This is a genomic window from Acinetobacter sp. YK3 (genome assembly GCF_001729365.1).
In the GTDB taxonomy this organism is placed as follows: Bacteria; Pseudomonadota; Gammaproteobacteria; order Pseudomonadales; family Moraxellaceae; genus Acinetobacter; species Acinetobacter vivianii.
The window spans coordinates 1-22,059 of the sequence record NZ_LZPJ01000148.1 but is presented as its reverse complement, the minus strand read 5'-3'; the positions used below and the strand labels follow the sequence as shown (position 1 = coordinate 22,059).

General features: G+C 41.9%; 26 protein-coding genes and 2 tRNA genes. 15 read left to right on the top strand and 13 right to left on the bottom strand.

The window, feature by feature from the left end; translation table 11 throughout:
- Positions 1 to 381 precede the first annotated feature (381 nt).
- Genes A9Z07_RS17275 through A9Z07_RS17265 form a run of 3 tightly spaced genes read left to right on the top strand, consistent with a single transcriptional unit; the run spans position 382 to position 2,939 of the window.
- Positions 382 to 1,680, top strand: a complete 1,299-nt coding sequence (locus A9Z07_RS17275) for an FAD-dependent oxidoreductase (protein ID WP_069579985.1) — start codon at positions 382 to 384, stop codon at positions 1,678 to 1,680.
- Between the two features lies 1 nt (position 1,681).
- Positions 1,682 to 2,509 (top strand): SAM-dependent methyltransferase, encoded by an 828-nt coding sequence (locus A9Z07_RS17270; RefSeq protein WP_069579984.1) that lies wholly within the window; start codon positions 1,682 to 1,684, stop codon positions 2,507 to 2,509.
- Between the two features lie 7 nt (positions 2,510 to 2,516).
- Positions 2,517 to 2,939 (top strand): GFA family protein, encoded by a 423-nt coding sequence (locus A9Z07_RS17265; RefSeq protein ID WP_069579983.1) that lies wholly within the window; start codon positions 2,517 to 2,519, stop codon positions 2,937 to 2,939.
- Positions 2,940 to 2,948: 9 nt separating this feature from the next.
- Here the strand turns inward: A9Z07_RS17265 and A9Z07_RS17260 are convergent.
- A tRNA-Thr gene (locus A9Z07_RS17260) sits at positions 2,949 to 3,024 on the bottom strand.
- A gap of 100 nt (positions 3,025 to 3,124) precedes the next feature.
- Entirely contained in the window at positions 3,125 to 3,451 is a 327-nt protein-coding gene (locus A9Z07_RS17255) for a gamma-glutamylcyclotransferase family protein (RefSeq protein ID WP_069579982.1), read from the bottom strand.
- Between the two features lie 308 nt (positions 3,452 to 3,759).
- Between A9Z07_RS17255 and A9Z07_RS17250 the strand changes: the two genes are divergently transcribed.
- Positions 3,760 to 4,677, top strand: a complete 918-nt coding sequence (locus A9Z07_RS17250; RefSeq protein WP_069579981.1) for a NotI family restriction endonuclease — start codon at positions 3,760 to 3,762, stop codon at positions 4,675 to 4,677.
- Here A9Z07_RS17250 and A9Z07_RS17770 read toward each other — a convergent pair.
- Together A9Z07_RS17770 and A9Z07_RS17240 are read right to left on the bottom strand one after the other, a co-directional pair.
- Positions 4,664 to 5,584, bottom strand: coding sequence for a DNA cytosine methyltransferase (locus A9Z07_RS17770; RefSeq protein ID WP_081406451.1), 921 nt, complete (start codon positions 5,582 to 5,584; stop codon positions 4,664 to 4,666). The genes A9Z07_RS17250 and A9Z07_RS17770 overlap by 14 nt on opposite strands.
- Positions 5,585 to 5,947: 363 nt before the next feature.
- Positions 5,948 to 6,037: transfer RNA gene (locus A9Z07_RS17240), tRNA-Ser, on the bottom strand.
- A gap of 125 nt (positions 6,038 to 6,162) precedes the next feature.
- On the opposite strand from A9Z07_RS17240, the gene A9Z07_RS17235 reads away from it, so the two are divergent.
- The 3 genes from A9Z07_RS17235 to A9Z07_RS17225 all read left to right on the top strand — a co-directional run bounded on the left by A9Z07_RS17235 (position 6,163) and on the right by A9Z07_RS17225 (position 9,586).
- Positions 6,163 to 8,043: a potassium transporter Kup gene (locus A9Z07_RS17235; RefSeq protein ID WP_069579980.1), complete on the top strand. Its 1,881-nt coding sequence runs from the start codon at positions 6,163 to 6,165 to the stop codon at positions 8,041 to 8,043.
- A 159-nt stretch (positions 8,044 to 8,202) separates the two neighbouring features.
- Positions 8,203 to 9,276: a DNA/RNA non-specific endonuclease gene (locus tag A9Z07_RS17230; RefSeq protein ID WP_047430182.1), complete on the top strand. Its 1,074-nt coding sequence runs from the start codon at positions 8,203 to 8,205 to the stop codon at positions 9,274 to 9,276.
- Between the two features lie 67 nt (positions 9,277 to 9,343).
- Positions 9,344 to 9,586, top strand: a complete 243-nt coding sequence (locus tag A9Z07_RS17225) for a hypothetical protein (protein ID WP_004776160.1) — start codon at positions 9,344 to 9,346, stop codon at positions 9,584 to 9,586.
- Positions 9,587 to 9,633: 47 nt separating this feature from the next.
- Here the strand turns inward: A9Z07_RS17225 and aqpZ are convergent, their stop codons facing one another.
- Together aqpZ and A9Z07_RS17215 are read right to left on the bottom strand one after the other, a co-directional pair.
- On the bottom strand, positions 9,634 to 10,323 hold the full coding sequence (aqpZ, locus tag A9Z07_RS17220; RefSeq protein WP_004776159.1) for an aquaporin Z: 690 nt from the start codon (positions 10,321 to 10,323) through the stop codon (positions 9,634 to 9,636).
- 176 nt (positions 10,324 to 10,499) lie between these two features.
- Positions 10,500 to 11,507 carry an AraC family transcriptional regulator gene (locus tag A9Z07_RS17215; protein ID WP_069579979.1) on the bottom strand — a complete coding sequence of 336 codons (1,008 nt, stop codon included), beginning with the start codon at positions 11,505 to 11,507 and terminating at the stop codon, positions 10,500 to 10,502.
- 115 nt (positions 11,508 to 11,622) lie between these two features.
- On the opposite strand from A9Z07_RS17215, the gene A9Z07_RS17210 reads away from it, so the two are divergent.
- On the top strand, positions 11,623 to 12,267 hold the full coding sequence (locus tag A9Z07_RS17210; RefSeq protein WP_069579978.1) for a sterol desaturase family protein: 645 nt from the start codon (positions 11,623 to 11,625) through the stop codon (positions 12,265 to 12,267).
- Positions 12,268 to 12,571: 304 nt separating this feature from the next.
- On the opposite strand, the gene hisF is transcribed toward A9Z07_RS17210, so the two are convergent.
- On the bottom strand, positions 12,572 to 13,330 hold the full coding sequence (gene hisF, locus A9Z07_RS17205) for an imidazole glycerol phosphate synthase subunit HisF (RefSeq protein WP_004776152.1): 759 nt from the start codon (positions 13,328 to 13,330) through the stop codon (positions 12,572 to 12,574).
- 101 nt (positions 13,331 to 13,431) lie between these two features.
- Between hisF and A9Z07_RS17200 the strand changes: the two genes are divergently transcribed.
- The 5 genes from A9Z07_RS17200 (at position 13,432) to A9Z07_RS17180 (ending at position 16,291) form a co-directional block, all read left to right on the top strand.
- On the top strand, positions 13,432 to 14,382 hold the full coding sequence (locus tag A9Z07_RS17200) for a homoserine kinase (protein WP_062846285.1): 951 nt from the start codon (positions 13,432 to 13,434) through the stop codon (positions 14,380 to 14,382).
- 9 nt (positions 14,383 to 14,391) lie between these two features.
- Positions 14,392 to 15,009 carry a DUF1294 domain-containing protein gene (locus A9Z07_RS17195; protein ID WP_069579977.1) on the top strand — a complete coding sequence of 206 codons (618 nt, stop codon included), beginning with the start codon at positions 14,392 to 14,394 and terminating at the stop codon, positions 15,007 to 15,009.
- Between the two features lie 33 nt (positions 15,010 to 15,042).
- Positions 15,043 to 15,435 (top strand): DUF4870 family protein, encoded by a 393-nt coding sequence (locus A9Z07_RS17190; RefSeq protein ID WP_004776149.1) that lies wholly within the window; start codon positions 15,043 to 15,045, stop codon positions 15,433 to 15,435.
- 133 nt (positions 15,436 to 15,568) lie between these two features.
- Positions 15,569 to 15,964 carry a DUF4870 family protein gene (locus A9Z07_RS17185; RefSeq protein WP_069579976.1) on the top strand — a complete coding sequence of 132 codons (396 nt, stop codon included), beginning with the start codon at positions 15,569 to 15,571 and terminating at the stop codon, positions 15,962 to 15,964.
- A 9-nt stretch (positions 15,965 to 15,973) separates the two neighbouring features.
- Positions 15,974 to 16,291, top strand: a complete 318-nt coding sequence (locus tag A9Z07_RS17180; protein ID WP_069579975.1) for an antibiotic biosynthesis monooxygenase family protein — start codon at positions 15,974 to 15,976, stop codon at positions 16,289 to 16,291.
- A 15-nt stretch (positions 16,292 to 16,306) separates the two neighbouring features.
- Here the strand turns inward: A9Z07_RS17180 and A9Z07_RS17175 are convergent, their stop codons facing one another.
- Complete coding sequence (locus A9Z07_RS17175) at positions 16,307 to 17,140, bottom strand: DMT family transporter (protein WP_411800814.1); 834 nt, start codon at positions 17,138 to 17,140, stop codon at positions 16,307 to 16,309.
- Between the two features lie 158 nt (positions 17,141 to 17,298).
- Here A9Z07_RS17175 and A9Z07_RS17170 point away from each other — a divergent pair, with 158 nt between their 5' ends.
- Positions 17,299 to 17,850 carry a helix-turn-helix domain-containing protein gene (locus tag A9Z07_RS17170; RefSeq protein WP_069579974.1) on the top strand — a complete coding sequence of 184 codons (552 nt, stop codon included), beginning with the start codon at positions 17,299 to 17,301 and terminating at the stop codon, positions 17,848 to 17,850.
- Between the two features lie 46 nt (positions 17,851 to 17,896).
- Here the strand turns inward: A9Z07_RS17170 and hisA are convergent, their stop codons facing one another.
- The 5 genes from hisA to hisB form a co-directional block, all read right to left on the bottom strand.
- Entirely contained in the window at positions 17,897 to 18,631 is a 735-nt protein-coding gene (gene hisA, locus A9Z07_RS17165; RefSeq protein WP_004776138.1) for a 1-(5-phosphoribosyl)-5-[(5-phosphoribosylamino)methylideneamino]imidazole-4-carboxamide isomerase, read from the bottom strand.
- Positions 18,632 to 18,782: 151 nt separating this feature from the next.
- On the bottom strand, positions 18,783 to 19,454 hold the full coding sequence (locus A9Z07_RS17160; RefSeq protein ID WP_069579973.1) for a 3'-5' exonuclease: 672 nt from the start codon (positions 19,452 to 19,454) through the stop codon (positions 18,783 to 18,785).
- An 88-nt stretch (positions 19,455 to 19,542) separates the two neighbouring features.
- On the bottom strand, positions 19,543 to 20,088 hold the full coding sequence (locus A9Z07_RS17155; RefSeq protein WP_069579972.1) for a DUF805 domain-containing protein: 546 nt from the start codon (positions 20,086 to 20,088) through the stop codon (positions 19,543 to 19,545).
- A gap of 154 nt (positions 20,089 to 20,242) precedes the next feature.
- Entirely contained in the window at positions 20,243 to 20,860 is a 618-nt protein-coding gene (gene hisH / locus A9Z07_RS17150) for an imidazole glycerol phosphate synthase subunit HisH (protein WP_047430211.1), read from the bottom strand.
- Positions 20,860 to 21,453, bottom strand: coding sequence for an imidazoleglycerol-phosphate dehydratase HisB (gene hisB, locus A9Z07_RS17145; protein ID WP_004776131.1), 594 nt, complete (start codon positions 21,451 to 21,453; stop codon positions 20,860 to 20,862). The genes hisH and hisB overlap by 1 nt, the downstream gene beginning before the upstream one ends.
- 104 nt (positions 21,454 to 21,557) lie before the next feature.
- Between hisB and A9Z07_RS17140 the strand changes: the two genes are divergently transcribed.
- A complete protein-coding gene (locus A9Z07_RS17140) occupies positions 21,558 to 21,935 on the top strand; it encodes a GNAT family N-acetyltransferase (RefSeq protein ID WP_004776129.1) in 378 nt (125 codons plus the stop codon).
- Positions 21,936 to 22,059 lie beyond the last annotated feature (124 nt).

The window sequence follows — 22,059 nt, the reverse complement described above, 5'->3', positions numbered from 1 at the left end:
TTATCGGCCTTCGTTGTAAGGGTCCTCTATTGATTTTTTTAATTTATTGTCACTTATAGTTATTCAGCTTATTATGTGACTTCGTTCTCGTTCTTATACAAAAAAGAATAGCGCTAAATTTGAGCGTTGCAAAGCCCCTAAAGCACTGAAAATGAAAAAATAAAGAATGTTCTGTATATTTTTGTGGCCTAAAAGGTAATATTTTGAATCTTTTCATTGGGTTAAGTTAAAAAGTAGAATTGTGATAAAATGTAACAATAAATGAACAATGAAATTCAACAAAACACGGGCTGAAATGCTGAATCTGGTATTTTTTAATACCGTGTTTAGGCGAACTATCAGTCATAATCAAGAAAAATCATCAACTGATGGGACATAATTTTGGATATTGCAATTATCGGCAGTGGAATGGCAGGACTTGCCTCAGCCAGAATCCTACATGATGCAGGACATAAAGTAACGATATTCGAAGCCCTCGCAGGTCGAGGCATGGATAGTCATAGTATTGACTTTGATGGTGGCATCATTGATGCACCTTTGCGTGTCATGAATCCAAAGCTGTGGCAGAACACGCTGAGTCTGGCAAGTTATTTAGGGATTGAAACTTTCCCTGTACGCACATTTATGGCTTGTAGTTGGCTGTTTGAAGATAGAACAGATACCTGGCTGACGACTTCACGTAGCCGGATTGGTAATTTCCCGATTATTAATAACCGCAAAGGCATTCAGCAATATGGCTGGCGTCTGGTTAAGGGCATGTTGCAACTTAAAACTGCCGTGCATCAATTCTTTAAATCAGACAATCAGGACATCACTTTAGCCGAATTCATGAATCAATATCATATTGAGGAAGTGTTCTGGCATGGTACGGTCATGCCTGTGCTGTATACCATTTGTACCTGCCATCCAAAGACCATTGGTGAATGGCCTGCGAAACCGTTATTGGAATTTATTCGTCAATTGACCGAAGGCGAAGCTTTATTGCGTATGAAAGGTGGTACTCCAGCGCTGGTGAGTCGCCTGATTGATGGTATTGAAATCCATAGCGGTTCTCCTGTGAAGAAAGTGGAAGAGCAGGGCGATAAAGTACTGGTTGAAAATGATCAGGGTGAGCATCAGTTGTTTGATCGTGTGGTCATTGCCACTCCAACGCCAGCGATTGAAGGATTCCTGAAACAGCCGCAGTTTGCTGAAGATATTGCCTTACTGAAAAAATTCCGTTTTGAAGAAGGTGATCTGGTAATTCATACCGATCCGATCGTGATGCCGCAACGCCGTAAGGACTGGGCTGTACTCAGCTATATGATGGATCGTAAATTTACCCGTCAACAGTTTACCGTGTGGATTAACTCGATTGAGCCAAGCTTGGTGGGTAAAAATGCGGTGTTCCAGACTTGGTGTCCAGTGATTGATATTGATCCGAAGAAAATTATTTCCAAGGTGAAATTGACTCGTGCTGTGGTGGATTCAGAAACAGTTGCATTGAACAAGCAAATTCAGCAACGTCATTTAGACCAGAATCGTAAAATCTTTTATTGTGGTTCATGGTCATGCGATGGTTTGCCAATTTTAGAATCGGCGGTAACCTCAGCGATGCACATTTCTGAAATTTTGGGTGCGCCGTTACCATTTGTTGGGCTAAAACCAAAAGTGAAGGTCGCGCCAGAACTCGGTTATTAATATGACCTCCCTCAAGCAGGCACTGATTGAAAAAGTCATCGGGCATAAATATGCCATTGATGCACAGCATCTCGGAGATGACTCAGCGCTTGCTTGGAGCAATTTAGGATATTGGCAAGGACAGCATCATGATTATCCGCTGGCTTGCCAAAGTTTGGCCGATCAGATCGCTGCTTCCCTACAACTCAAATCAACAGATCGTGTTTTAGATCTTGGTTGTGGACAAGGTGCCAGCCTATTGCACTGGCGTCAGCATTATCAAATTCAGCAACTCAGTGCGGTTGAAATTCAGCCTCATTGCGTCAAACACATTCAAGAATACTTACCTGAAATTCAAATTCATTGTGAAAATTTTTTGAATTTAAAAGCCCTGCAACTTTTAAATTCATTTGATGCCGTGCTGTGTATAGATGCGGCTTACCACAGCGATTTGAATTCATTTCTTAATTCAGTTTCCCCAGTTTTAAATTCAAAAGGCCGAATCGCTTTTCACACACTGATGTGGTCAGAGAATTGGCAGAATTGTACTTATCTACAAAAACAGAAATATCATTACTTATTAAAAAGTGCAGATGTGAATTGGCAAAATTTAATGAGCCAGCAACAGCTTGAACAGACTTTAGAACAATATGGTTTTGATGCGATAGAAATTCAGGATTTTTCTGAACCAGTATTGAATGGTTTCGCTGAATATATTGCGTCGCGAAAAGCTGAAAAGCACAGTTTTAATTTTGCCCAGTTTAAAATCGAAATGACTGCCAAGTTGTGCCGAAAACTCTACCAAGATGGATGGGTGCGTTATATTCAAGTCAGTGCAGTAAAAAAGTGAGAACAAGATGCCAAATCAATATAAAGGTTCATGCCTCTGTGGTGCAGTGAGCTATCAGGCAGAGGTTGCGCCGCGTTATCGTTTTAATTATCATTGTCGTGACTGTCAGAAAGCCACAGGAAGTGCCTATGCCCCGATTGCGTTCTTTCATCAATCTGAATTGAAAATTGAAGGTGAACTCAAATATTTTGAGTCTTTGGGACTGTCAGGCAAGCCGATTCGCCGTGCTTTTTGTCCGAACTGTGGTTCGCAAATGTTTGGTTTACCAGAACTGGTACCTGAAATGATTTCAATACGTGCAGGAACGCTGGATGATCCAAATTTGTATCAACCGCAAGCAGAATGTTTTGTGAGTCATGCAAATGAATGGGATCTGTTAAATCCGAATATTTCGCATTTTGAAAAAATGATGGGGAAGAAAAGAGAATAAAGAGAGAAATGGTGCCGGCACACGGATTCGAACTGTGGACCTACTGATTACAAGTCAGTTGCTCTACCAACTGAGCTATGCCGGCAACGTGGCGAGAATTCTACAGAATCTGCTTAAAAAAACAAGCGAAAAAATGAGCAAACAGATAAAATTCATCAGCGTGTCGAATTTTCGCCAGTTTCCTGTTAATTATTCAGCGCATAAACAAAGGAATCAACGATTTTACCCGTGCTTATATGCGCTTTGACAGGCACACGTTGATAGCCTGCACCTTCGAACTCATCTAATGCTTGCCAGTGTTGTTCTAGATTGTCTGAGAAGAATACAAAACCAGATACCTTGTTGTCACTTTGATCAAGCACAATGCCTGGAAAGCCTAGTTCTGCCCCCCAGCCTTGTTGTTTGAGCGTGCCAAATACATGTGCATCTGCCCATGTACCACCAATATTTTCCATAATATGAGCATTGGGACGGTTCGGCCCTAAAGTGCCGTAAACGAATAAATTGAGCATAGTGAAAGGTAGGGAAGTAAAAGAAATAGATTAGCAAAATAATAATCTAAGAACTCTATTGATGCCTAATGAATATGAGCTTTTATTTTTTTGGTAGAATCGAAAAAAAAATTACTTATGATTTAGATTAAACAGACTTTAGATATAATACTGGAAAGCCTAACTAGGGTAATTGTCTGAGTAAAATTATTAGAAATATATTTTTATACAAAATTTATTTCCAAAATATTCAATCTTTTATTTTACTCAACTTTTATTTTTTATCTGTTACCATGTGGATATTTGAGGTTTATGATGGTTATATCTACATGGTTGTTTCTGTAGCAGAATATTTAGGACAAAGAACTGATTCTAATATTAATATAAAACCTATTGAATTAGGGGGCGAGATAGGATGCCCATTCATGGATAGAAATTGCGATAAAGTTTTAAAGCGTTTACAGCCCATCTGTTCGGTACGGAAAACAGATAATAGTTTATGGATAACTTGTGAGCACCGTCTTTGTTCCTCAAGAAAAAAGAATCAAGATAAAGTACAAATTGGATTAGTCCCTCATCAACAAGAATTGTTATTGAATATTGCCAAATTTATTTATGCAGATAACTTGTTAACCTTAGATGAGGTAGGGGTTAAAAGGGAGGTTACAATTCCTTTACCTGAAGCTGATCATAATTATCACGCTGATTATGTTATGCGTAATTTTTCATCTAGAGGAAAGGTCGATGAAATCCTTTTAGAGATGCAAGGAGGAGGGGAAACTAGTAATACAGGGGCTATTACTAGACATGTAGCACATTGGGCTGGCATGACATCTCCAACTAATGAATTTTTACGTGAAAATGTTTCTGCTAATACTATTGAAACTAATGCATGGCGTAGGCAACAAGAACAATTCTTAGTAAAGGGGAATGTAGTAGACCAGACAGGCGGAAAAATTGTTTTTGTCGTGGGACGCCCTTTATTTGATTATCTCTTTAAAAGAATTAAAAATGCTAATTTGAGAGACTTAAGAAAACACAACTGGACTTTATGTCTATTACCTATAAAAGAGCGAATAGGGCAAGAGCCTAAAGTAGGAGAAATCCCTCTGCAAATAGATGAGGAATTAGCATTATTTACTAATTACTCAACATTTATTCGGGTTTTAACTGATCAAGGTTTTCCTTGCCCTGCAATTTTTGAAGGGGAGTTTACTTTACTAAGCAATGGATTTAAACAGGTTTAGTTTCCTTATCAATAAGGATAATTCTATTACCAATCCATTCAATAATAGGTACTGCGACAGCATTACCTATTGCTCTGAATCTACGAGAGTCCAATTCTTTGGAAAACCTTGAAGACTTTCGTACTCGGAAGGGAGCATTCGGCGAACATACAGCGTCAGAGCTTCCTCTTGAGTCAAGGGTGTAAGTTTCACCGTCGTTTCGGTATCCTTTTGCTTGAGGTCCTGCACTTGGTTTTCTTCCGATTCCTGCATGTTGGATAGAGTAGATATTTGCTTCTGGTAAGCTGTCAACATATCTGGTGGAATTTGCTGATTCCTCTCTACGGCTCGGTGAATGAGAGAATTTAATTGCTGAGGAGTCAAAAAGGACTCTAGCGGAGCGCATGTCTCCAAAACTTCCGACAATGTAGACTCTACGACGTCTTTGGGGTGTTCCAAAGTATTTTGCGTCCAAAACTCGCCATGATAGGCCATACCCGAGTTCATCCAGCGTTTCGATGACTGTTCTGAAATCTTCTCCGTTATTTGAATTAAGCAATCCGGGAACATTTTCAATAATAATCCAGTCAGGTTTTCTTTCTTTGATGAGTCTTGCATATGTAAAAAAAAGTCCACTTCGTTCACCTGATAATCCTTTTCGTTTTCCTTGGTTTGCCAAAGATACGTCTTGACAAGGAAAGCCTCCACACCAGACATTACTTCTAGGAATATCTAGAGAGGAAAGAGTATTTATGTCATCGTGTAAAGGTATGTCAGGCCAATTTTTCTTTAAGACACTACTGCAAAAAGTATTAATTTCGCATTGAAATACTACTTGCATGTTAGCCCTTTCTAAGCCTAAATCAAAACCACCAATACCAGCAAAGAATGATGCAACTCTGTATTTGGAGTCTATAATTTCTGCCATTTAAATAAATATCTTGTAAGGAGGAACATTGTTCGCATCCTATAACAATTTTTAAAAGATGGCCACAATTTTTTTAGATATATACATTTTTTATTTTTAGTGGTCTGTTTTTCCTACTAATAATCAGAGGAAGCTATCATAGATATTATGATATGTCTTGGGGAGAAGATGATATCTTATGAATCATTAGTCAGATTCTACATCGACTGCACTAGGTGTAAATTTTCTAGTAAAGTTATAAATACTGTCTATCGGTTCATGTAATATTAGAATGGTTTTTATTCTAAGTCGATACCAACAAAAAAAGCCTAAACCCTTCGATTTAAGCTTTCTCATTTCATGCAATCACATGAATAAAAATTCTGGCGGTGAGAGAGGGATTCGAACCCTCGATACGCGCAAACGTATACACACTTTCCAGGCGTGCTCCTTCAGCCACTCGGACACCTCACCAAGGTGTGCGATAGTAACCAAAAAAATGCACGCTGCCAAGTTGTAGTCGAACAGATTTGCAGAAAAACTTTTTAGCTAGTGATAAGATTGCGCCATATAACGTTCTAGTTTGAAGACGACATAATATGCAAAGTACTGCAAAAAAAGCCGCATTGCCCGCGATGACGCTGGCAGCATTAGGGGTGGTATTTGGGGACATTGGGACCAGTCCGCTCTATGCAATACGGCAATGCTTTGTCACAGGACATGTTGATATCAGTGAAGGATCGATTCTTGGTATTCTTTCCCTGATCTTCTGGTGTATGAACCTGACCATCAGCTTTAAATATGTGTCGATGATCATGCGTGCAGACAACAATGGCGAAGGCGGGATTATGTCTTTACTGGCGTTGAACCTGCGTTCTAACGTATTCAGTAACAAGAATAAAATATTTCTGATCGCACTTGGCTTTATTGGTGCATCACTATTCTTTGGTGACGGGATCATCACGCCAGCCATTTCGGTACTATCGGCGATTGAAGGCCTGAGTCTGGTCACGCCTGCTTTAGATCGCTGGCTGGTACCGATTGCGCTCGGTATTTTAACGGCTTTGTTTTTGGTGCAAAGACATGGTACCGCCACCATGGGGAAATTCTTTGGGCCAATTACCTTATTATGGTTCGCTTCAATTGGTCTCATTGGACTGTGGAGCATCATTCAGACGCCATACGTATTGATGATGGTTAATCCTTATTGGGCACTGCATTTTGTATATGATCAGCCGACAGTTGCCTTTATTACCATGGGCGCTGTGATCCTGACCATGACCGGTGGTGAGGCACTGTATGCCGATATGGGCCATTTTGGACGGATGCCGATCAAGCTGGCCTGGTTTATCGTGGTCTTGCCGTGCTTGCTGCTGAATTATGCAGGTCAGGGCGCATTACTGTTGCGTGATGCTAAAGCGATTGAAAACCCGTTTTATTTACTGGTACCTGACTGGGCGTTATTCCCGATGATCGGACTGGCGACAGCCGCAGCCGTGATTGCCTCTCAAGCGGTGATTACGGGCGTATTCTCAATGGCCAATCAGGCGATGCAGTTACGTTATTTACCGCGTCTCACCGTGCACCACACCTCTGATGTAGAGCAAGGGCAGATCTATTTGCCGTTCATTAACTGGGTGTTGTTCATCTCGGTGGTGATCCTGATTCTACTGTTTGAAAGCAGTGCCGAGTTGGCGAGTGCCTATGGTGTCGCCGTGACTATGACTATGCTCTGCGGTACCATTTTGATCTCGACACTGGCCTATGGTGTATGGCGTTGGCCTCTGTGGAAAGTGGCTTTATTTGCAGGTCCTTTCCTGATTATTGACCTGATTTTTGTGGGTTCAACCTCATTAAAAATTCTATCAGGTGGCTGGGTGCCAATCCTGATTGGTGTGGTGGTGTATACCATTCTAATGACCTGGAAACGGGGTCGTGAAATTGTTTACAACCGCATGGAAACCAATGCTTTACCGATTGAATTATTTATTAAAAGTATTGGCATGAGCAAGGAAACACAATATGTGCCAGGTGAAGCGATTTTCCTGACAGGTACGCCAAATATTGTGCCGCATGCGATGTTACATAACATCAAGCACAACAAGGTGCTGCATGAGCGTAATGTGATGGTGACGGTGTATACGCAGGATATTCCGTATGTGACTGAAGCCGACCGCTTAAAAGTGGAAAAGCTGGATGAGCATTTTTATCGTATCTATGTTTATTATGGCTTTAAGGATCAGCCGAATATTCCAGTTGCACTGGAACAGGCCTATAAACAGCTAGATTTTGAATTCGATATGATGCAAATGAGCTTCTTCATTTCACGAGACCGTATTGTGCATACCGTGGGAGATGGCATGTCACCTTGGCGTGAAAAGCTGTTTATCTCGATGCAGCGTAATACCAGTCCAGTGAGTGACTTCTATCAGATCCCGACCAACCGAGTGGTGGAGTTGGGAAGTCAGATCGAAATTTAAGTTTAAATTGATAAAAAAGGCACGCTAAAGTGCCTTTTTTATTGTCTGTTGAGCAAGTGTACAGATTTGCGACATAAAATGTCGTTCTCGGCTGAAACTCAATATACAGCAAGGCTTTGAGTTGTTAAGCTTCGCGTTCATATTGATTTTGATGTAGTTATGGCGAAGAAACCAACCAGAAAGGGTAAAACACCATTTGCTTTTTTGAGCCAGAATGTTGGAAAGATTATGCTGGCTGCGGTCGCGACGGGAAGTTTTGCGATTGCGTTTGGCAATGAAAAAATTTCTAAATTGATCCCGTTTCAGTCGAGTAATGGTGCCTGTTTAAAACAGTTCTATCGAGATGTCCCGCCTTTATTGAGCAAAGACAGTCTAAAAAAAGACAGTTATGCCCTGTGTTTTAATGACTTCAATGTGATGTATTCAGGAATTTCCAAAACGCCGTTATGGTCAGCCGAATACCTCACGCCTGAACGTTTAAGCATCAAAATCAAACGTGAAGACAATTTCCACGAAGAAACCCGTGTGCAACTGGTTCATCGTGCTTTGCTGTCGGATTATCGTGGTTCAGGTTATGACCGTGGGCATATGGCGCCGAACGGGGATATGAATAATACCGCAGCACAATATGACAGTTTTTCCTTAGCCAATATGGTGCCACAAGCACCTAAGAATAATCAGGAAGTATGGCGTAAATTGGAAGAAGCTGTGCGTTCGATGGTGACCAAACAGCATAAAGATGCCTATGTACTGACAGGCCCTGTATTTGAAGGCAAGCGTCTGAAAACCATTGGTAAAGGGGTGATTGTCCCGACGGCCGTGTATAAAGCGGTGTATTTACCAAAGCAGGGGATTATTGGTGCTTATTATGCCCCGAACAATAATTCGCTACAGGTCAAAGTGGTAAGTGTCTGCTATCTGGAAGAAAAACTAGGGATTAATTTATTTCCACAATTGACCGAACAACAGAAACGTAATGTCTATCAGCTTCCATTGTCTGCACAACAAGTGAAGCCAAATAAAGACATTAGTTATTCGCATTGGGACGGGCAAAGTCAATGTGCGGAAGAAGCCAAGACCGATGCCATTCAGGCTCAACAACGTCAATTTAGTTCACAATCTAGTGAGGCGACGGGCAATAAATTCCCGCAAATTGATGAAGAGACCAAACAGGTGATGATTAACCAGCTCATTAATGCACTGGTACAGTATTTCTTACAAATGTTGCGATAAGAAACGCTTGCAAAGTCATTGTGCTTGGCCCATGTTGTTTTATAGACAACAATAATGAGGGGAAAAGATGTTTAAGCCTTTTGAAAATGGAGATGAGTCTTCAGCAATCTATGATCTGACACTAGAAAATCAGGTCGATTGCGTGAGCTTATACGGCAATCTACAAATTACCAAAGATCAGGCAGGTTTAAAAACTGCAAAGGCATTACAAAGCTTTATCAATGATGTGGTGGCGGCTTTGGAGAAACAGGAGTTGCCTGAGCAAATTGAACGCCAGCCAGAACAGGAAATTGAAAATCCATTTTTATAAATAAAAAAACAGCCGATAAAGGCTGTTTTTTTATGGCGTGTTGGAGCTTAGTTTTTCTCGCTGCCTACGACCTTGTAGATCACTGCACCGATAATCGCACCGATAATTGGTGCAACCCAGAACAACCAGAGTTGGCTAAGTGCAGCAGTTTCAGCAAATAAAGCAACCGCTGTACTACGTGCAGGGTTAACGGATGTGTTGGTCACTGGAATACTGATCAAGTGGATTAAAGTAAGCGCCAAACCAATCGCGATTGGTGCAAAACCAGCAGGGGCACGACGATCTGTTGCACCCATAATCACGATCAGGAAGAACGCCGTAAGGACAACTTCAATCAGGAATGCAGATGCGACAGAGAAATGGTTTGGAGAAAGTTCGCCATAACCGTTGGTTGCGAAGCCACCTGTACCAGCAAAACCTGCCTGACCTTGTACGATGATGTACAGAACGAACGCGGCAAGTGCACCACCAATGACTTGAGAAATAATATAAGGCACGAGGTCTTTGGCATCAAAACGTCCACCTACCCATAAACCAACGCTGACCGCAGGGTTAAAGTGACCACCTGAAATATGACCAAAGGCATAAGCGCCAGTTAAAACAGTTAAACCAAAAGCAAGCGCAACACCTAGAAAGCCGATCCCAAGTTCTGGAAATGCTGCTGCAAGGACAGCACTACCACAACCACCAAAAACAAGCCAAAAAGTACCAAGAAATTCTGCTAAATATTTGTTCATTGTTATCACCAAACATGTTTTTAAAAAATAAAAAAGCAAGCATCCAAAAATTTATTATGGATATGTGTCAACCTAGTGAAAAAATGTGAACTATTTCACAAAGGTATATAGGCTCTTGTATAAAACGTGCAAGCAAAAGGGTCAGTTGTGAAACCGTTAGTTCATAGGTAATTTTATTAAGAATTGTAAATAGTGTTGTTGTTCCGCCACTGTTGCGGGGTTTGTCCTGTCCAGATTTTAAAAGCACGCTGAAAAGCGCTTTGTTCGGAATAACACAGCAGTAGCGCAATTTCCTGCAAACTGAGGTGCGGATCTTTTAAATATTCGGTGGCCAGCATAAAACGGACTTGCTGCACCCGTTCCTGAAAAGTGGTGCGTTGTTGTTGTAAATGGCGTTGTAATTGACGTACCGAAAGTCCTAGTTTTTCTGAGATAAAATCAAGCTGATATTGGTTTTTTTGCAGGCCTGTCAAAATGGCATGCTGTAAACGCTGATCCAGTTGTGTGGAGTTTGGCAGCTTGTCCAGCAAGGCTTGGGCTTGCTGTAGCAGTAATTGCTGCAAGGTATGATCACCCGTACGTAACGGCTTAAATGCTTCGCTGACAGGAATCAGGAGTTGGGTTTTAGGCTGGTCAAAGCGGACTTTGCAGTGAAAATACTGCTCATAAATACTGATATTTTTAGGTGCTGGATTGACGAAATGTACTTCATGTAAATGAATGCTGTCCCCAGACATAAACAGTTTGAGAAATTGCACCATCAACGCAATGGCAATTTCATCGGTCAACTGGGTTGGATGAGGTTCAGGCGCTTCCCAGCGAATCGAACCATAGGGATGTCCTAACTCGACCAGCAATGGGCTGCCATCATAAATCAGGCGATGGAAATCATGATAACGCGCTAAAGCTTCACCCAGATTTTCACAGGACAAGGCCAGATAGGCAATAATACCCAAGTGTTTAGGTTGCACATAAGCGGCAATATCCAGTCCTAAACCAGCTTTGGGGTGTAGACGGTTAAGGTCTTCCAACAAATCGCGCCAGATCACATAATCAAAGCGTTCCAGATTTTGAACTTTTTGTAATTGTTCAGGAATTAAAATATTTTCTGCTTCGCAATAGGCTTTTAGTAAATGCCCCAAACCACCAAAAACAGAGCCTGTATAGTTTTTGAGTTGCGACATCCTGTGCGCCTCTTATTCTGTCGTGTTTTGTCAATATAAATATATCTTATCGTCAATACTTCGCCTACAAAAATTTATATCTTTAATAAAAATAAGGAAACATTTGGAGAAAACCATGATTAAGGGTTTTATTGCAGGCTTGGCTGTAGCCAATGCATTTGAATGGTTTGCACATAAATACATTTTGCATGGTGTACATCGTCCCGGTCAGCCACGTTACAGCCCTGTGCCAAAAAGCATGGAATCACATTGGGCACATCATCGTGAAGTGCGTAAGCAACAATTTTCAGATGATTGTTATGTAGAAGGCGTGGAACACTGGCGGACACGTAATGAAATCATGTCATTGGCTGTAGTCGCTGGGGTGGCGAGTATTGCGTTTTATCCAATTTCAAAGGGAATGTCTCTGGCAGCGCTTTATAGTGCAGGCAATTATTACTATGTCCATCGTCGTGCCCACTTGGAACCTGATTGGGCCAAACGAACAATTCCTTGGCACTATGATCATCACATGAACTCAAATCAGGATGCTAACTGGTGCGTCACCCGACCGTGGTTTGATTATGTGATGGGAACCCGTGTAGTTTCTTCAGCAGATTTAAAAGAAGCCAATCCATTGGGCCTGCCATTACCAGCAATGTTGTCTAAAACGCTCACGCAAGCAATTGAATCAGTCTTTCCTGCCAAGTGGGTGGAGCACAAGCCAAAACTGGTCACAGCAGTGCAAGCAGAAAATGAACAAAATGATGCGGTCGCTTAGCGTTGAGAAACAAAGAGAAAGTGTCGTTTTTATCGGCAATGCATGACGAAGGAAAAAGGCTTTCGTCGTGAATTGTCAATAAAACTGGTTTTTAATGTCAATATTTCTACATATTTAATCGCTAATTTAGCTTAAGCATGATATTCGACTGTATTTTGCTCAAAATGGATATGTTTCTGTTACCTTCTAGCGTTGTATAACGCAGTTTCTTGCCTTGCTCAGCAAGGTATTTTTTTGTCTGTAAAAATACTTTGAATAAAAAAACCTCTCAAGTGAGAGGTTCATTTGTTCTATCAATTATGAATCAGAGACGCATCTCAATGCCTTGTGCTGCAAGGAATTGTTTGGCTTCTGGAATGGTATGCTGACCAAAGTGGAAAATAGAGGCAGCAAGTACAGCATCCGCACCGCCTTTTAAGATGCCGTCAGCCAAATGTTGTAAATTCCCTACGCCGCCTGAGGCGATGGTTGGAATATTGACACGATCATTGATCTGGCGCATTAACGCGATGTCATAGCCTGCTTTGGTTCCATCGGCATCCATACTGGTAATCAGTAATTCGCCTGCACCAAAGTCTGCCATTTTTACCGCCCACTCAATTGCATCGATGCCTGTCGGTTTACGACCACCGTGAGTGAAAATTTCCCATTTATTTTCGCCAGTTTTTTTGGCATCAATCGCAACCACGATACATTGTGCGCCAAAGCGTTGCGATGCTTCCTGTACAAACTCAGGAGTAAATACTGCTGCCGAGTTAATACTGACTTTATCGGCACCTGCATTGAGCAATAAACGGATATCTTCAACTTTACGGACACCACCACCCACAGTTAAAGGAACGAAAACGCTTTCTGCCATTCGTTCAACTGTACGGTATGTGGTGTCGCGTCCATGATGGGTAGCAGTAATATCTAAAAAGGTAATTTCATCGGCGCCTTGTTCGTTGTAACGACGAGCAACTTCAACAGGGTCACCTGCGTCACGAATATCAAGGAATTGAACGCCTTTGACGACTCGACCATTATCAACATCTAAGCAAGGGATAATACGTTTTGCGAGCATAAAATTTTCCAAAAAATCGCCAATAAAGAAAGGGGTGCTACACCTTCATGGAGGGAACAGGTATTCTATCAAACTTCACAGCTATTTTTTGCAGGTTTTCCATGTCGGTTTATACCCCGTTGAGTTTAGAAGAAGTTCAAGCCTTTGCCGAACCTTATGGTTTAGCAGTGATTGACCTGATTCCAATCCAAGGCGGTATTCAAAACACCAATTACTTTTTGGTGGATCAATCACAGAAACAATATGTTTTGACGGTTTTTGAAGAGTTAGATGCTGAAGGGGCAGGCGAACTGGTGCCTGTACTGGATTGTTTGGGGCAAGCGGGTGTGCCAGTAGCAGTGCCGTTAAAGCATAGTGGTCAGGCAATTCATAGCATTGCCGATAAGCCTGCACAAATCGCACCGCGCTTGATGGGCGAACATCCTGAAGATGCCAGTATTGCGCAAATTCAGGCGATTGCACAGGCGCAGGCAAAATTGCATTTGGCCTTGCAGGGCTTTCCTTTAGAACGGGATTTTAATCGTAATCATCAATACTGGTCAGAGGTCGCAGCACAGCTTAAACCACAAATGAATGCGGAAGATCAGGCTTTATTGGCACAGGTTTTTCAGCAGTTTGCACAGATCACGCAACAGCATCCAGATCGCCCTATTGGTTTTATTCATTCAGATTTATTCAGAGACAATACTTTATTTGAAGGCGACCAGTTGCAAGGCATCCTTGATTTTTATGAATTGAATCAGGATGAATGGTTATTTGATATTGCGATTAGTATCAATGACTTCTGTACCGCTTATCCGCAAGCCCATCTTGATCAAGCCAAGGCAGATGCCTTTTTGAATGCTTATCAGACCATTCGTACCCTGACTGAGGATGAGTTGGCTTGTTTAAACATTTTCTTGGCGATGGCGGCTTGTCGTTTCTGGAGTATGCGTTTGCAGGTTGCCCAGAAAAATGCCGAGCATGGACGTACTGGCGATGATATTTTGCAAAAAAATCCGCTGGAAATGCGGATGATGTTGCAAGACCGTCTACAACGAATCACAGCTTAGGAAAGTATCATGCGAGATCAAGGTCGATTAGTTGAATGGTTTGATGATAAAGGCTATGGCTTTATTCAACCCAATGACCCACAAAAACAACGTGTTTTTATTCATATTAAAGACTTTGCTCGCACGGGGCCGCGTCCACTTGTTGGCTGTGCGCTGGAATATGTGGTGATTCTGGATGAGCGCGGTCGCTATCGCGCTCAGCAGGCGGTGTATTTAAAAGCCTCGCAAGTGTTTGAGCATAAAGCTAAACCTGTAAAACCAACAGCCTCTAAACCTTGGTCAGCGATGCAAATTGCGATTGTGATTTATATCGTCTTTATGGTGATCGCAAGCTTTAGCAAATTGTTGCCGCCATATACTTTGTTATTTGTCAGTTTGATGAACGTCTTGAGTTATTGGCTTTATGCACAAGACAAAGAGGCAGCCCAATTGGGCAACCGCCGTATACCCGAACAGACCTTGCATATTGTGGATTCTTTGGGTGGATGGTGCGCAGGTTGGCTTGCTCAGCAAAAACTGAGACATAAAACACAAAAACAACCGTTTCGTAAGATTTATTTCTGTACCATAGTCTTCCATATATTGTTGATATGTTGGTTAATTTCTCCGCTCAATGTGTTTTACTAATTGAGGGAGTTTGACGCTGGAGATAAATAAAAAATGAATTATTCCGTTGATCAAGATCCAAATCGTACTTTGACTTTAGTGCTGTATGTGCTTTATATCATTGCGATTTTTTCTGGTGGTTTATTGGCGATTATTGCCTTGATTATTAACTATGTAAAACGTAGTGATGTACAAGGTTCGATTTTTGAAAGCCACTTTACTTGGCAAATCCGTACCTTCTGGTGGTATTTGGCCTGGAATATTATTGCCTTTATTCCGTTCTCTTTCCTGTTTTTAACGGGAGATAATGGTACTGCCTTTGCAGGCGTGGCTATTTCTGCAACAACATTTGCTTTTGCAGTCATTTTTGGTGCATGGGTATGGATTGTCTATCGTGCGATTCGCGGTTTGATTGCCTTAAATGACAATAAACCGATGTACCAGTAAGTTATAAGCATCCGAAGGCTGATGAGTTGGTTTTAATCAGCCTTCTTTTTTATAAAAATGATTAAGTTGTAAATTATATTTTTATCACTTTGATTGAATTGAAAAACGAAGAAAAATTTAAAAGAGGGTTTTAATGGATCATGTTGTTGATCAAAAGGCATATCGCGGTCTGACCTATGTTTTATATATCTTTTATCTTATTTCAAGCTTCACGGGCGGCTTACTCGCCATCATTGCTTTAATACTGAACTATATCAAACGTAAAGAGGTTAAAGGAACGCTACTCGATAGCCATTTTACTTGGCAAATCCGTACCTTTTGGTGGTGTTGCCTGTGGAATCTATTGACCCTAGCTGTATTTGCACTGGCACTATTTCATCAGGAACTCGGTATTCCATTTTCTGATGATCATGCATCTTCGGTATTTTTTATTGGATTGGCATTTTTATTTACAGCCTGGGCGTGGGCGGTGTATCGGAGCCTTCATGGCTTATTTTGTTTATATGACAATAAACCGATGTATGACTGAGGTTGGCCTATGATTATTGAACATGTTTATTTGAATATTAAAGCTGAACAGAGCGACGCGTTTGAAGCGGCTTTTCATCAGGCCAAATCGATTATTTATCCGATGGATGGGCTAAATGCAGTACAGCTGATTAAGCATGCCGCAGGCGATGGTCGTTATATTTTAATGATCTTTTGGGACAGTATTGAGCATCATACTGAAGGATTCAGGAAGTCGGCAGCCTATCAGGAGTGGAAAGCGCTATTGCATCCCTTTTATGATCCGATGCCTACGGTTGAGTATTACCAGCCATGCATGCTGCTGAAAAAGAAAGAACCACAGAATTAATTGAAAGAGAGCGGATTAGCTCTCTTTTTTCTTTTCAAAGAACTTAAATTTTAATTCGCTGACCAAAACACCTAATACCACCAGTAAACCACCGAATAACGCGAGCAAGGGTAAGCGTTCTCCTGCAATGCGTCCGATCACACCTGCCCAGACGGGTTCACCTGCATAAATAATGGCAGCACGGGCTGGGTCAACCATGCGTTGTGCCCAGTTCATGACAAACTGGATTAAAGCACTGGCGAGTCCCAATGCAACAGCAATGATGACCAGCCCCCAAGAAAAGGGTGGAATGCTATGTTCACCGACCAATGGCATACTGGCAAAGGACAAGAGAGACGCGACCATCAGTTGCACAACAGTGACTCGTCTCAGATTGACCTTTCCTGCAAAATAACCAATCAGGATAATCTCGAGTGCAATCACGAAGGCACAGGACAGCGTCAACATTTGTCCGTAATTTAAATCAATGCTGGAAAAACCATTGCCTGTTAAAAATACCAAACCTGTAAATGCCAAGGCTGTACCGACCCACGTCATGAGTGAAGGTCGTTTCTGAAAAATGGCCCACATCAGGATAGGAACCAAAGGCACATATAGCGCCGTTAAAAATGCCGACTCACTACTTAAGATGGTTTGTAGACCAATGGTTTGCGTACCATAACCAATTGCAATCATCAGACCGATGGCTGCACCCGCCAGTATTTCCTTAAAGGTTAAACCTCGCATCGACTTTATTGAGATCAGGAAAATAGCCAAAGCGGCAACCGCAAAACGGCAACCCACAAAAAACATCGGGGTACTAAAGTTCAGTGCGTATTGCACGGCTAAAAAAGTACCGCCCCAAATCATGGTAATAAAAATCAGGGCAAATTGTGCGGCTTTAGGAGACTGGGATAAGGAGGCCAAAACAATGATCCTAAGAAAAGTGCAATATAATGCACATATTGCATTAGTTGGTCGATGTGTGCAATATATTGCGCAAGTTTTATTTTTTATCATTGTGGTTTATGAATCCATCCGATACTGTCCTGACCCATGTAGGAAAAAATATCCGCCATTTTCGGGATAAGGGCCATTTAAGCCAACAGGAACTGGCAGATCGGGCAGGGGTCAGTCGCCGTACCATTGCGGCTCTGGAAACAGGTCAGGTCAATATTAGTCTGGCGAAACTGGATGCAATTGCGGCAGTGCTGGGAATTGATTTCAAGCGTATCGTCAGTGCACCTGAACTGGGTGAATCGGAAATCGTAAATACCTTGGCTTGGCAAGGAGAGCATCCGACCAGTCATGCCACACTGTTAGCTTCAGTTCCAGCGTATACACAAGTTGAGTTGTGGACGTGGTCATTGGCTGTTGGTGAGATTTATCATGCGGAAGCGGATCAAAAGGGCTGGCGAGAACTCATTTATGTGCTCGAAGGCGAGTTAAGTCTGGAATTTGAACAGGAAACACGAGTTGTTCAGGCAGGCGACTCTATTCTATTTGAAAGTTCGATTCGTTATTGTTATGCCAATCGGGGTACACAGCCATTAAAATTCATTCGTAATGTGCTGTATTAAATCAAAAGAAGTTATCTGGGCAGATAACTTCTTTTTTTATGCAAAATTAAAGACGATTGTCTTCATCTAGCAATAATTGTGCTTCACGAAGGTTTAAGGTGCCTTCATAAATTGCGCGGCCTGTGATTGCACCTAAAATACCTTTTTGGCCTTTTAAGTTGCGTACATCATCAAGGTTGGTCACACCGCCAGACGCAATCACGGGTAAGCCAGAATAGTCTGCCAGATTGACAGTCTGCTCAACGTTAACACCTTGCATCATGCCATCACGGGCAATATCGGTATACACAATGCTGGATACGCCTGCATCTGCAAAACGTTTCGCAAGATCAGTCGCCTTGACGTCAGTAATATTGGCCCAACCATCTGTTGCCACCATGCCATTCATGGCATCGATACCGACAATAATACGACCTGCAAAACGCTTACATGCTTCTTCTACAAACTCAGGCTCTTTAACCGCCTTAGTTCCGATAATGACAAAAGAAACACCAGCTTCTAAATAATGCTCGATGGTTTCAAGTGAACGGATACCGCCACCGATCTGGATTGGTAGTTCTGGCTGTGCACGTACAATCGCTTCAACCACAGGTTTATGAATCGGCGTGCCGGCAAAAGCACCATTTAAATCGACTAAATGTAAACGACGTGCGCCTTCATCCACCCAATGTTGTGCAGTTGCCACAGGGTCATCAGAGAAAACAGTATCGTCTTCCATACGTCCTTGTTTTAAACGGACACATTTACCATCTTTCAGGTCAATTGCTGGGATGATTAGCATACACCGCTCCTTGCGTCATCATAGAGTTTAAATTATTAGGGGCTTGTTGAACGTCCCTCTATGATTGCGACAAAGAAGGCAATTTAGCCTACAACGCAATGCATTTCTGAATGTTCAGCGTGCCCTATATTAGCAAAGTATTGATCAATCTCTAAGCCTTGTCTGTTGATCCTTCAAGTATTTTCATGATTTGTTGTTGTAATTGTGGTGTGAATCGGTGTTGCTGGTAAAGCTGTTCAAATACCAGCAGTGCTGCATAAGCGTCCGCTGCAGCATAACTGATTTGTTGAGGACTAAGACGTTTCACGGCCCAATTTGAGGTACTGATCTTTTTACTTTTGGCAAAATAACGCTGGAATAGTAGGGCGATCGCGGTTTGTACACCGACTTGGCTGCGATAACCAAAACTTGCAAAGCTTTTGGAAAGTTCAATCAATGACGTGGGCTGGATATCTTTGCCACGGAAAATATGTGCGTCATTCTTGAGTCCAAAACCGACTTTGAGTTGCTGTTCATTTTCCAAAATGGGTTTTAAAAATGACAAAATTTCGGTACTGACTTGGAAAAGATAAACGTTATTGCGGGTTGCAAGTTGGATGACGTGTGGCCCTGTCGATTTTTCCCCGACTTTAAAGGTCGGTTTCGATTCACTGTCAAAACCGAAGACTTGGATGGAACTGAGTTGATCTTGCAGGGCCAAGCATTGTTCAAGCGTTTGAATGACAATAATTTTGTCTGAAGCAATGTTTTCAAAGGCAGGTAAGGCACGTATTTGTTCTTTGCTTAAAGGCGCTACAGCGTGTTGAAGTGTGTCCATCTGCATTCAAAACTCAAGTCATTTCTATGAGCTTAAAGGGTTTTATTGAAATAAAAAAGCCAAGTCGAAACTTGGCTTAGCAAACATGACGTATTTATTTAGCTTGGTTTATCTGTTGCTCAATCTGAGCTTGCTGGCTTCTTTGCACATATTCCTGATATGCAGGAACTGCACTGCCCACTAAGGCAAAAATGACGGCAAGTGGAATAATCACAATATAAATCCAGCCCAAGACTTTTTCCCAGCCAGTAGTTGCACGTACAGAACCAAATTTATTTGGCCCTTCTGTTCCTTTGGCACAGAGCAGATAAATAATGAAAATGAAATTTACAAAGGGGACAAGGGCTAATAACGACAACCAACCCGTTTGATTCCGATCATGTAGACGACGAATGGTAAATACAAAAGAGAAATAGACGAACACGATATAAAGAATGATAAACAGGACAATTGCGAGGATTGGATAATCTTGCCCTTGTTCGAGATTGTCACCAGTCACGAGCACAGCGCCAAATGCCAAGACAAAAATGATAATCACTGCGGCGATTGAACTTAGCAATGTCCAAGCTGCATATGAAAGCCGACCAAACCGGCCTTTAGCACTTAGTGGATGATCCGCGTTTTGAGTTGATGAATTCATTGTTATTCCTATTTAAGTGTTTTTATGGGATTGTAAAACTTAAAAAATGTATTATGCCTTAGAATATTAAAGAAATTTTTTAAATTAATGCTTAAATTATTTTATATATAACAGATCAAGTCATAACAAAGGACTTGATCTGTATGAGTGAAGCTTAAATTGTCCATTCCACAAAGTTTTTTAACAACTGTAAACCAGCGGTATGACTTTTCTCTGGGTGGAATTGTGTTGCGAACAAATTGTCTTTATGAATCGCCGTACAGAAGTTCACGCCATAATCACAGGTTGCTGCCGTGACTGCTGCATCTTTTGGCTCAACATAATAACTATGCACAAAGTAGAAACGCGCATCTTGTTCAATGTTGTTCCACATTGGATGCTCTGGATCAAGCTGATGTACCTGATTCCAGCCCATGTGTGGCACTTTTAAATTCGGAATTTCAGGGAAATGTTTAACCACACCATCGAAAATGCCGAGCGCATCAACACCACCATTTTCTTCCGAGCTTTGTAGCAGCGCTTGCATACCTACACAAATTGCCAGAACAGGTTTATTGAAGGCTGCTTGACGCACCACCTCATCAATCCCTGCTTCACGCATACCTTGCATGCAATCACGCATTGCGCCCACACCTGGAAACACAATCTTATCAGCTTTGGCAATCAGTTTAGGATCGTTGGTCACGTCCACTGTTGCACCGACATGCTCTAGCGCTTTTGCCGCAGAGTGTAGGTTGCCCATGCCATAATCAAGTAAAGCAATACGTGTCATTACAAGCTACCTTTGGTTGAAGCAATGGTATTTTCAGCACGTGGATCAACCTCACAGGCCATACGTAATGCACGCGCCAACGCTTTAAATACACTTTCAATCTGGTGGTGGCTATTTTTGCCTTTCAGGTTATCAATATGCAGCGTCATCAGTGCATGATTGACAAAGCCTTGGAAAAATTCCGAGAATAAATCGACATCAAAGCTACCAATGCGCGCACGGGTAAATGGAATATCCATAAATAAGCCAGGGCGACCAGACAGATCAACCACCACACGAGATAGTGCTTCGTCTAAAGGTGCATAAAAATGCCCATAACGACGTAAGCCTTTTTTATCACCTAAAGCTTGGGCAAAGGCTTGTCCCAGTGTGATTCCGCAGTCTTCAACGGTATGATGGTCATCGATTTCCAGATCACCATCGCAATGAATGTCGATATCAAATAGACCATGACGCTTGATTTGATCAATCATATGGTCTAAAAATGGAACTCCAGTGTTGAGTGTGCCTTGACCAGTACCATCGAGATTGAGACGAACTCGAATTTTTGTTTCGTTGGTATTTCTTACCACTTCACTGATACGTTGCGTCATGGACACGTTCCTCAAAAAACGTCAAAAATGATTGAATTAAAAACCAATAGTTTCGCTGTGACGAAAAAGTGACAGCATCATAGTTTGCTCAGGAGGGTTAATCAATGCCTATTACCGTACATGCTTACAGTTCTCTGGAAGATTCAGGAATTCGTACTCAGCTAGAGCGACTTTACGATACCAGCCCAGAGTTTGGTGACGGGCAAGATGCAATGGAACAACTTGAACAAAATCTACAGCAATATACCACAGTTTACACTGCTGAATTTAACACCAAAATTATAGGTGCAATTTGGGCGACAGGACAAGGTGAAAGCCGTGTTCTGGAATATATTGTGGTACATCCAGCCAATCGCGGTCGTGGTGTTGCAGAACGTCTGGTTGAAGAGGTTTGCCGCATGGAAGAAGCGCAGGGCGTGCAACAGTTTGAACCAGGTTGTGGGGCGATCCATCGTTGCCTGTCGCATCTCGGTAAAATCTAAAAAGCTGCCTTAAAATTATGCTTTGTAGCAAAATTAAGCGCTTAAACGAAAAATCCACAAATTTGCTTGACGGGCTTAGACAAACATTGTTTAATACGCCCACTTTGGCGTGATAGCTCAGTAG

Excerpts from the sequence above, each read along its gene's own strand:
- A9Z07_RS17270 (WP_069579984.1), top strand. The coding sequence starts at position 1,682 with ATGACCTCCCTCAAGCAGGCACTGATTGAAAAAGTCATCGGGCATAAA.
- A9Z07_RS17265 (WP_069579983.1), top strand. The coding sequence starts at position 2,517 with ATGCCAAATCAATATAAAGGTTCATGCCTCTGTGGTGCAGTGAGCTAT.
- A9Z07_RS17255 (WP_069579982.1), bottom strand. The coding sequence starts at position 3,451 with ATGCTCAATTTATTCGTTTACGGCACTTTAGGGCCGAACCGTCCCAAT.
- A9Z07_RS17250 (WP_069579981.1), top strand. The coding sequence starts at position 3,760 with ATGGTTGTTTCTGTAGCAGAATATTTAGGACAAAGAACTGATTCTAAT.
- A9Z07_RS17770 (WP_081406451.1), bottom strand. The coding sequence starts at position 5,584 with ATGGCAGAAATTATAGACTCCAAATACAGAGTTGCATCATTCTTTGCT.
- A9Z07_RS17235 (WP_069579980.1), top strand. The coding sequence starts at position 6,163 with ATGCAAAGTACTGCAAAAAAAGCCGCATTGCCCGCGATGACGCTGGCA.
- A9Z07_RS17230 (WP_047430182.1), top strand. The coding sequence starts at position 8,203 with ATGGCGAAGAAACCAACCAGAAAGGGTAAAACACCATTTGCTTTTTTG.
- A9Z07_RS17225 (WP_004776160.1), top strand. The coding sequence starts at position 9,344 with ATGTTTAAGCCTTTTGAAAATGGAGATGAGTCTTCAGCAATCTATGAT.
- aqpZ (WP_004776159.1), bottom strand. The coding sequence starts at position 10,323 with ATGAACAAATATTTAGCAGAATTTCTTGGTACTTTTTGGCTTGTTTTT.
- A9Z07_RS17215 (WP_069579979.1), bottom strand. The coding sequence starts at position 11,507 with ATGTCGCAACTCAAAAACTATACAGGCTCTGTTTTTGGTGGTTTGGGG.
- A9Z07_RS17210 (WP_069579978.1), top strand. The coding sequence starts at position 11,623 with ATGATTAAGGGTTTTATTGCAGGCTTGGCTGTAGCCAATGCATTTGAA.
- hisF (WP_004776152.1), bottom strand. The coding sequence starts at position 13,330 with ATGCTCGCAAAACGTATTATCCCTTGCTTAGATGTTGATAATGGTCGA.
- A9Z07_RS17200 (WP_062846285.1), top strand. The coding sequence starts at position 13,432 with ATGTCGGTTTATACCCCGTTGAGTTTAGAAGAAGTTCAAGCCTTTGCC.
- A9Z07_RS17195 (WP_069579977.1), top strand. The coding sequence starts at position 14,392 with ATGCGAGATCAAGGTCGATTAGTTGAATGGTTTGATGATAAAGGCTAT.
- A9Z07_RS17190 (WP_004776149.1), top strand. The coding sequence starts at position 15,043 with ATGAATTATTCCGTTGATCAAGATCCAAATCGTACTTTGACTTTAGTG.
- A9Z07_RS17185 (WP_069579976.1), top strand. The coding sequence starts at position 15,569 with ATGGATCATGTTGTTGATCAAAAGGCATATCGCGGTCTGACCTATGTT.
- A9Z07_RS17180 (WP_069579975.1), top strand. The coding sequence starts at position 15,974 with ATGATTATTGAACATGTTTATTTGAATATTAAAGCTGAACAGAGCGAC.
- A9Z07_RS17175 (WP_411800814.1), bottom strand. The coding sequence starts at position 17,140 with ATGATTTGGGGCGGTACTTTTTTAGCCGTGCAATACGCACTGAACTTT.
- A9Z07_RS17170 (WP_069579974.1), top strand. The coding sequence starts at position 17,299 with ATGAATCCATCCGATACTGTCCTGACCCATGTAGGAAAAAATATCCGC.
- hisA (WP_004776138.1), bottom strand. The coding sequence starts at position 18,631 with ATGCTAATCATCCCAGCAATTGACCTGAAAGATGGTAAATGTGTCCGT.
- A9Z07_RS17160 (WP_069579973.1), bottom strand. The coding sequence starts at position 19,454 with ATGCAGATGGACACACTTCAACACGCTGTAGCGCCTTTAAGCAAAGAA.
- A9Z07_RS17155 (WP_069579972.1), bottom strand. The coding sequence starts at position 20,088 with ATGAATTCATCAACTCAAAACGCGGATCATCCACTAAGTGCTAAAGGC.
- hisH (WP_047430211.1), bottom strand. The coding sequence starts at position 20,860 with ATGACACGTATTGCTTTACTTGATTATGGCATGGGCAACCTACACTCT.
- hisB (WP_004776131.1), bottom strand. The coding sequence starts at position 21,453 with ATGACGCAACGTATCAGTGAAGTGGTAAGAAATACCAACGAAACAAAA.
- A9Z07_RS17140 (WP_004776129.1), top strand. The coding sequence starts at position 21,558 with ATGCCTATTACCGTACATGCTTACAGTTCTCTGGAAGATTCAGGAATT.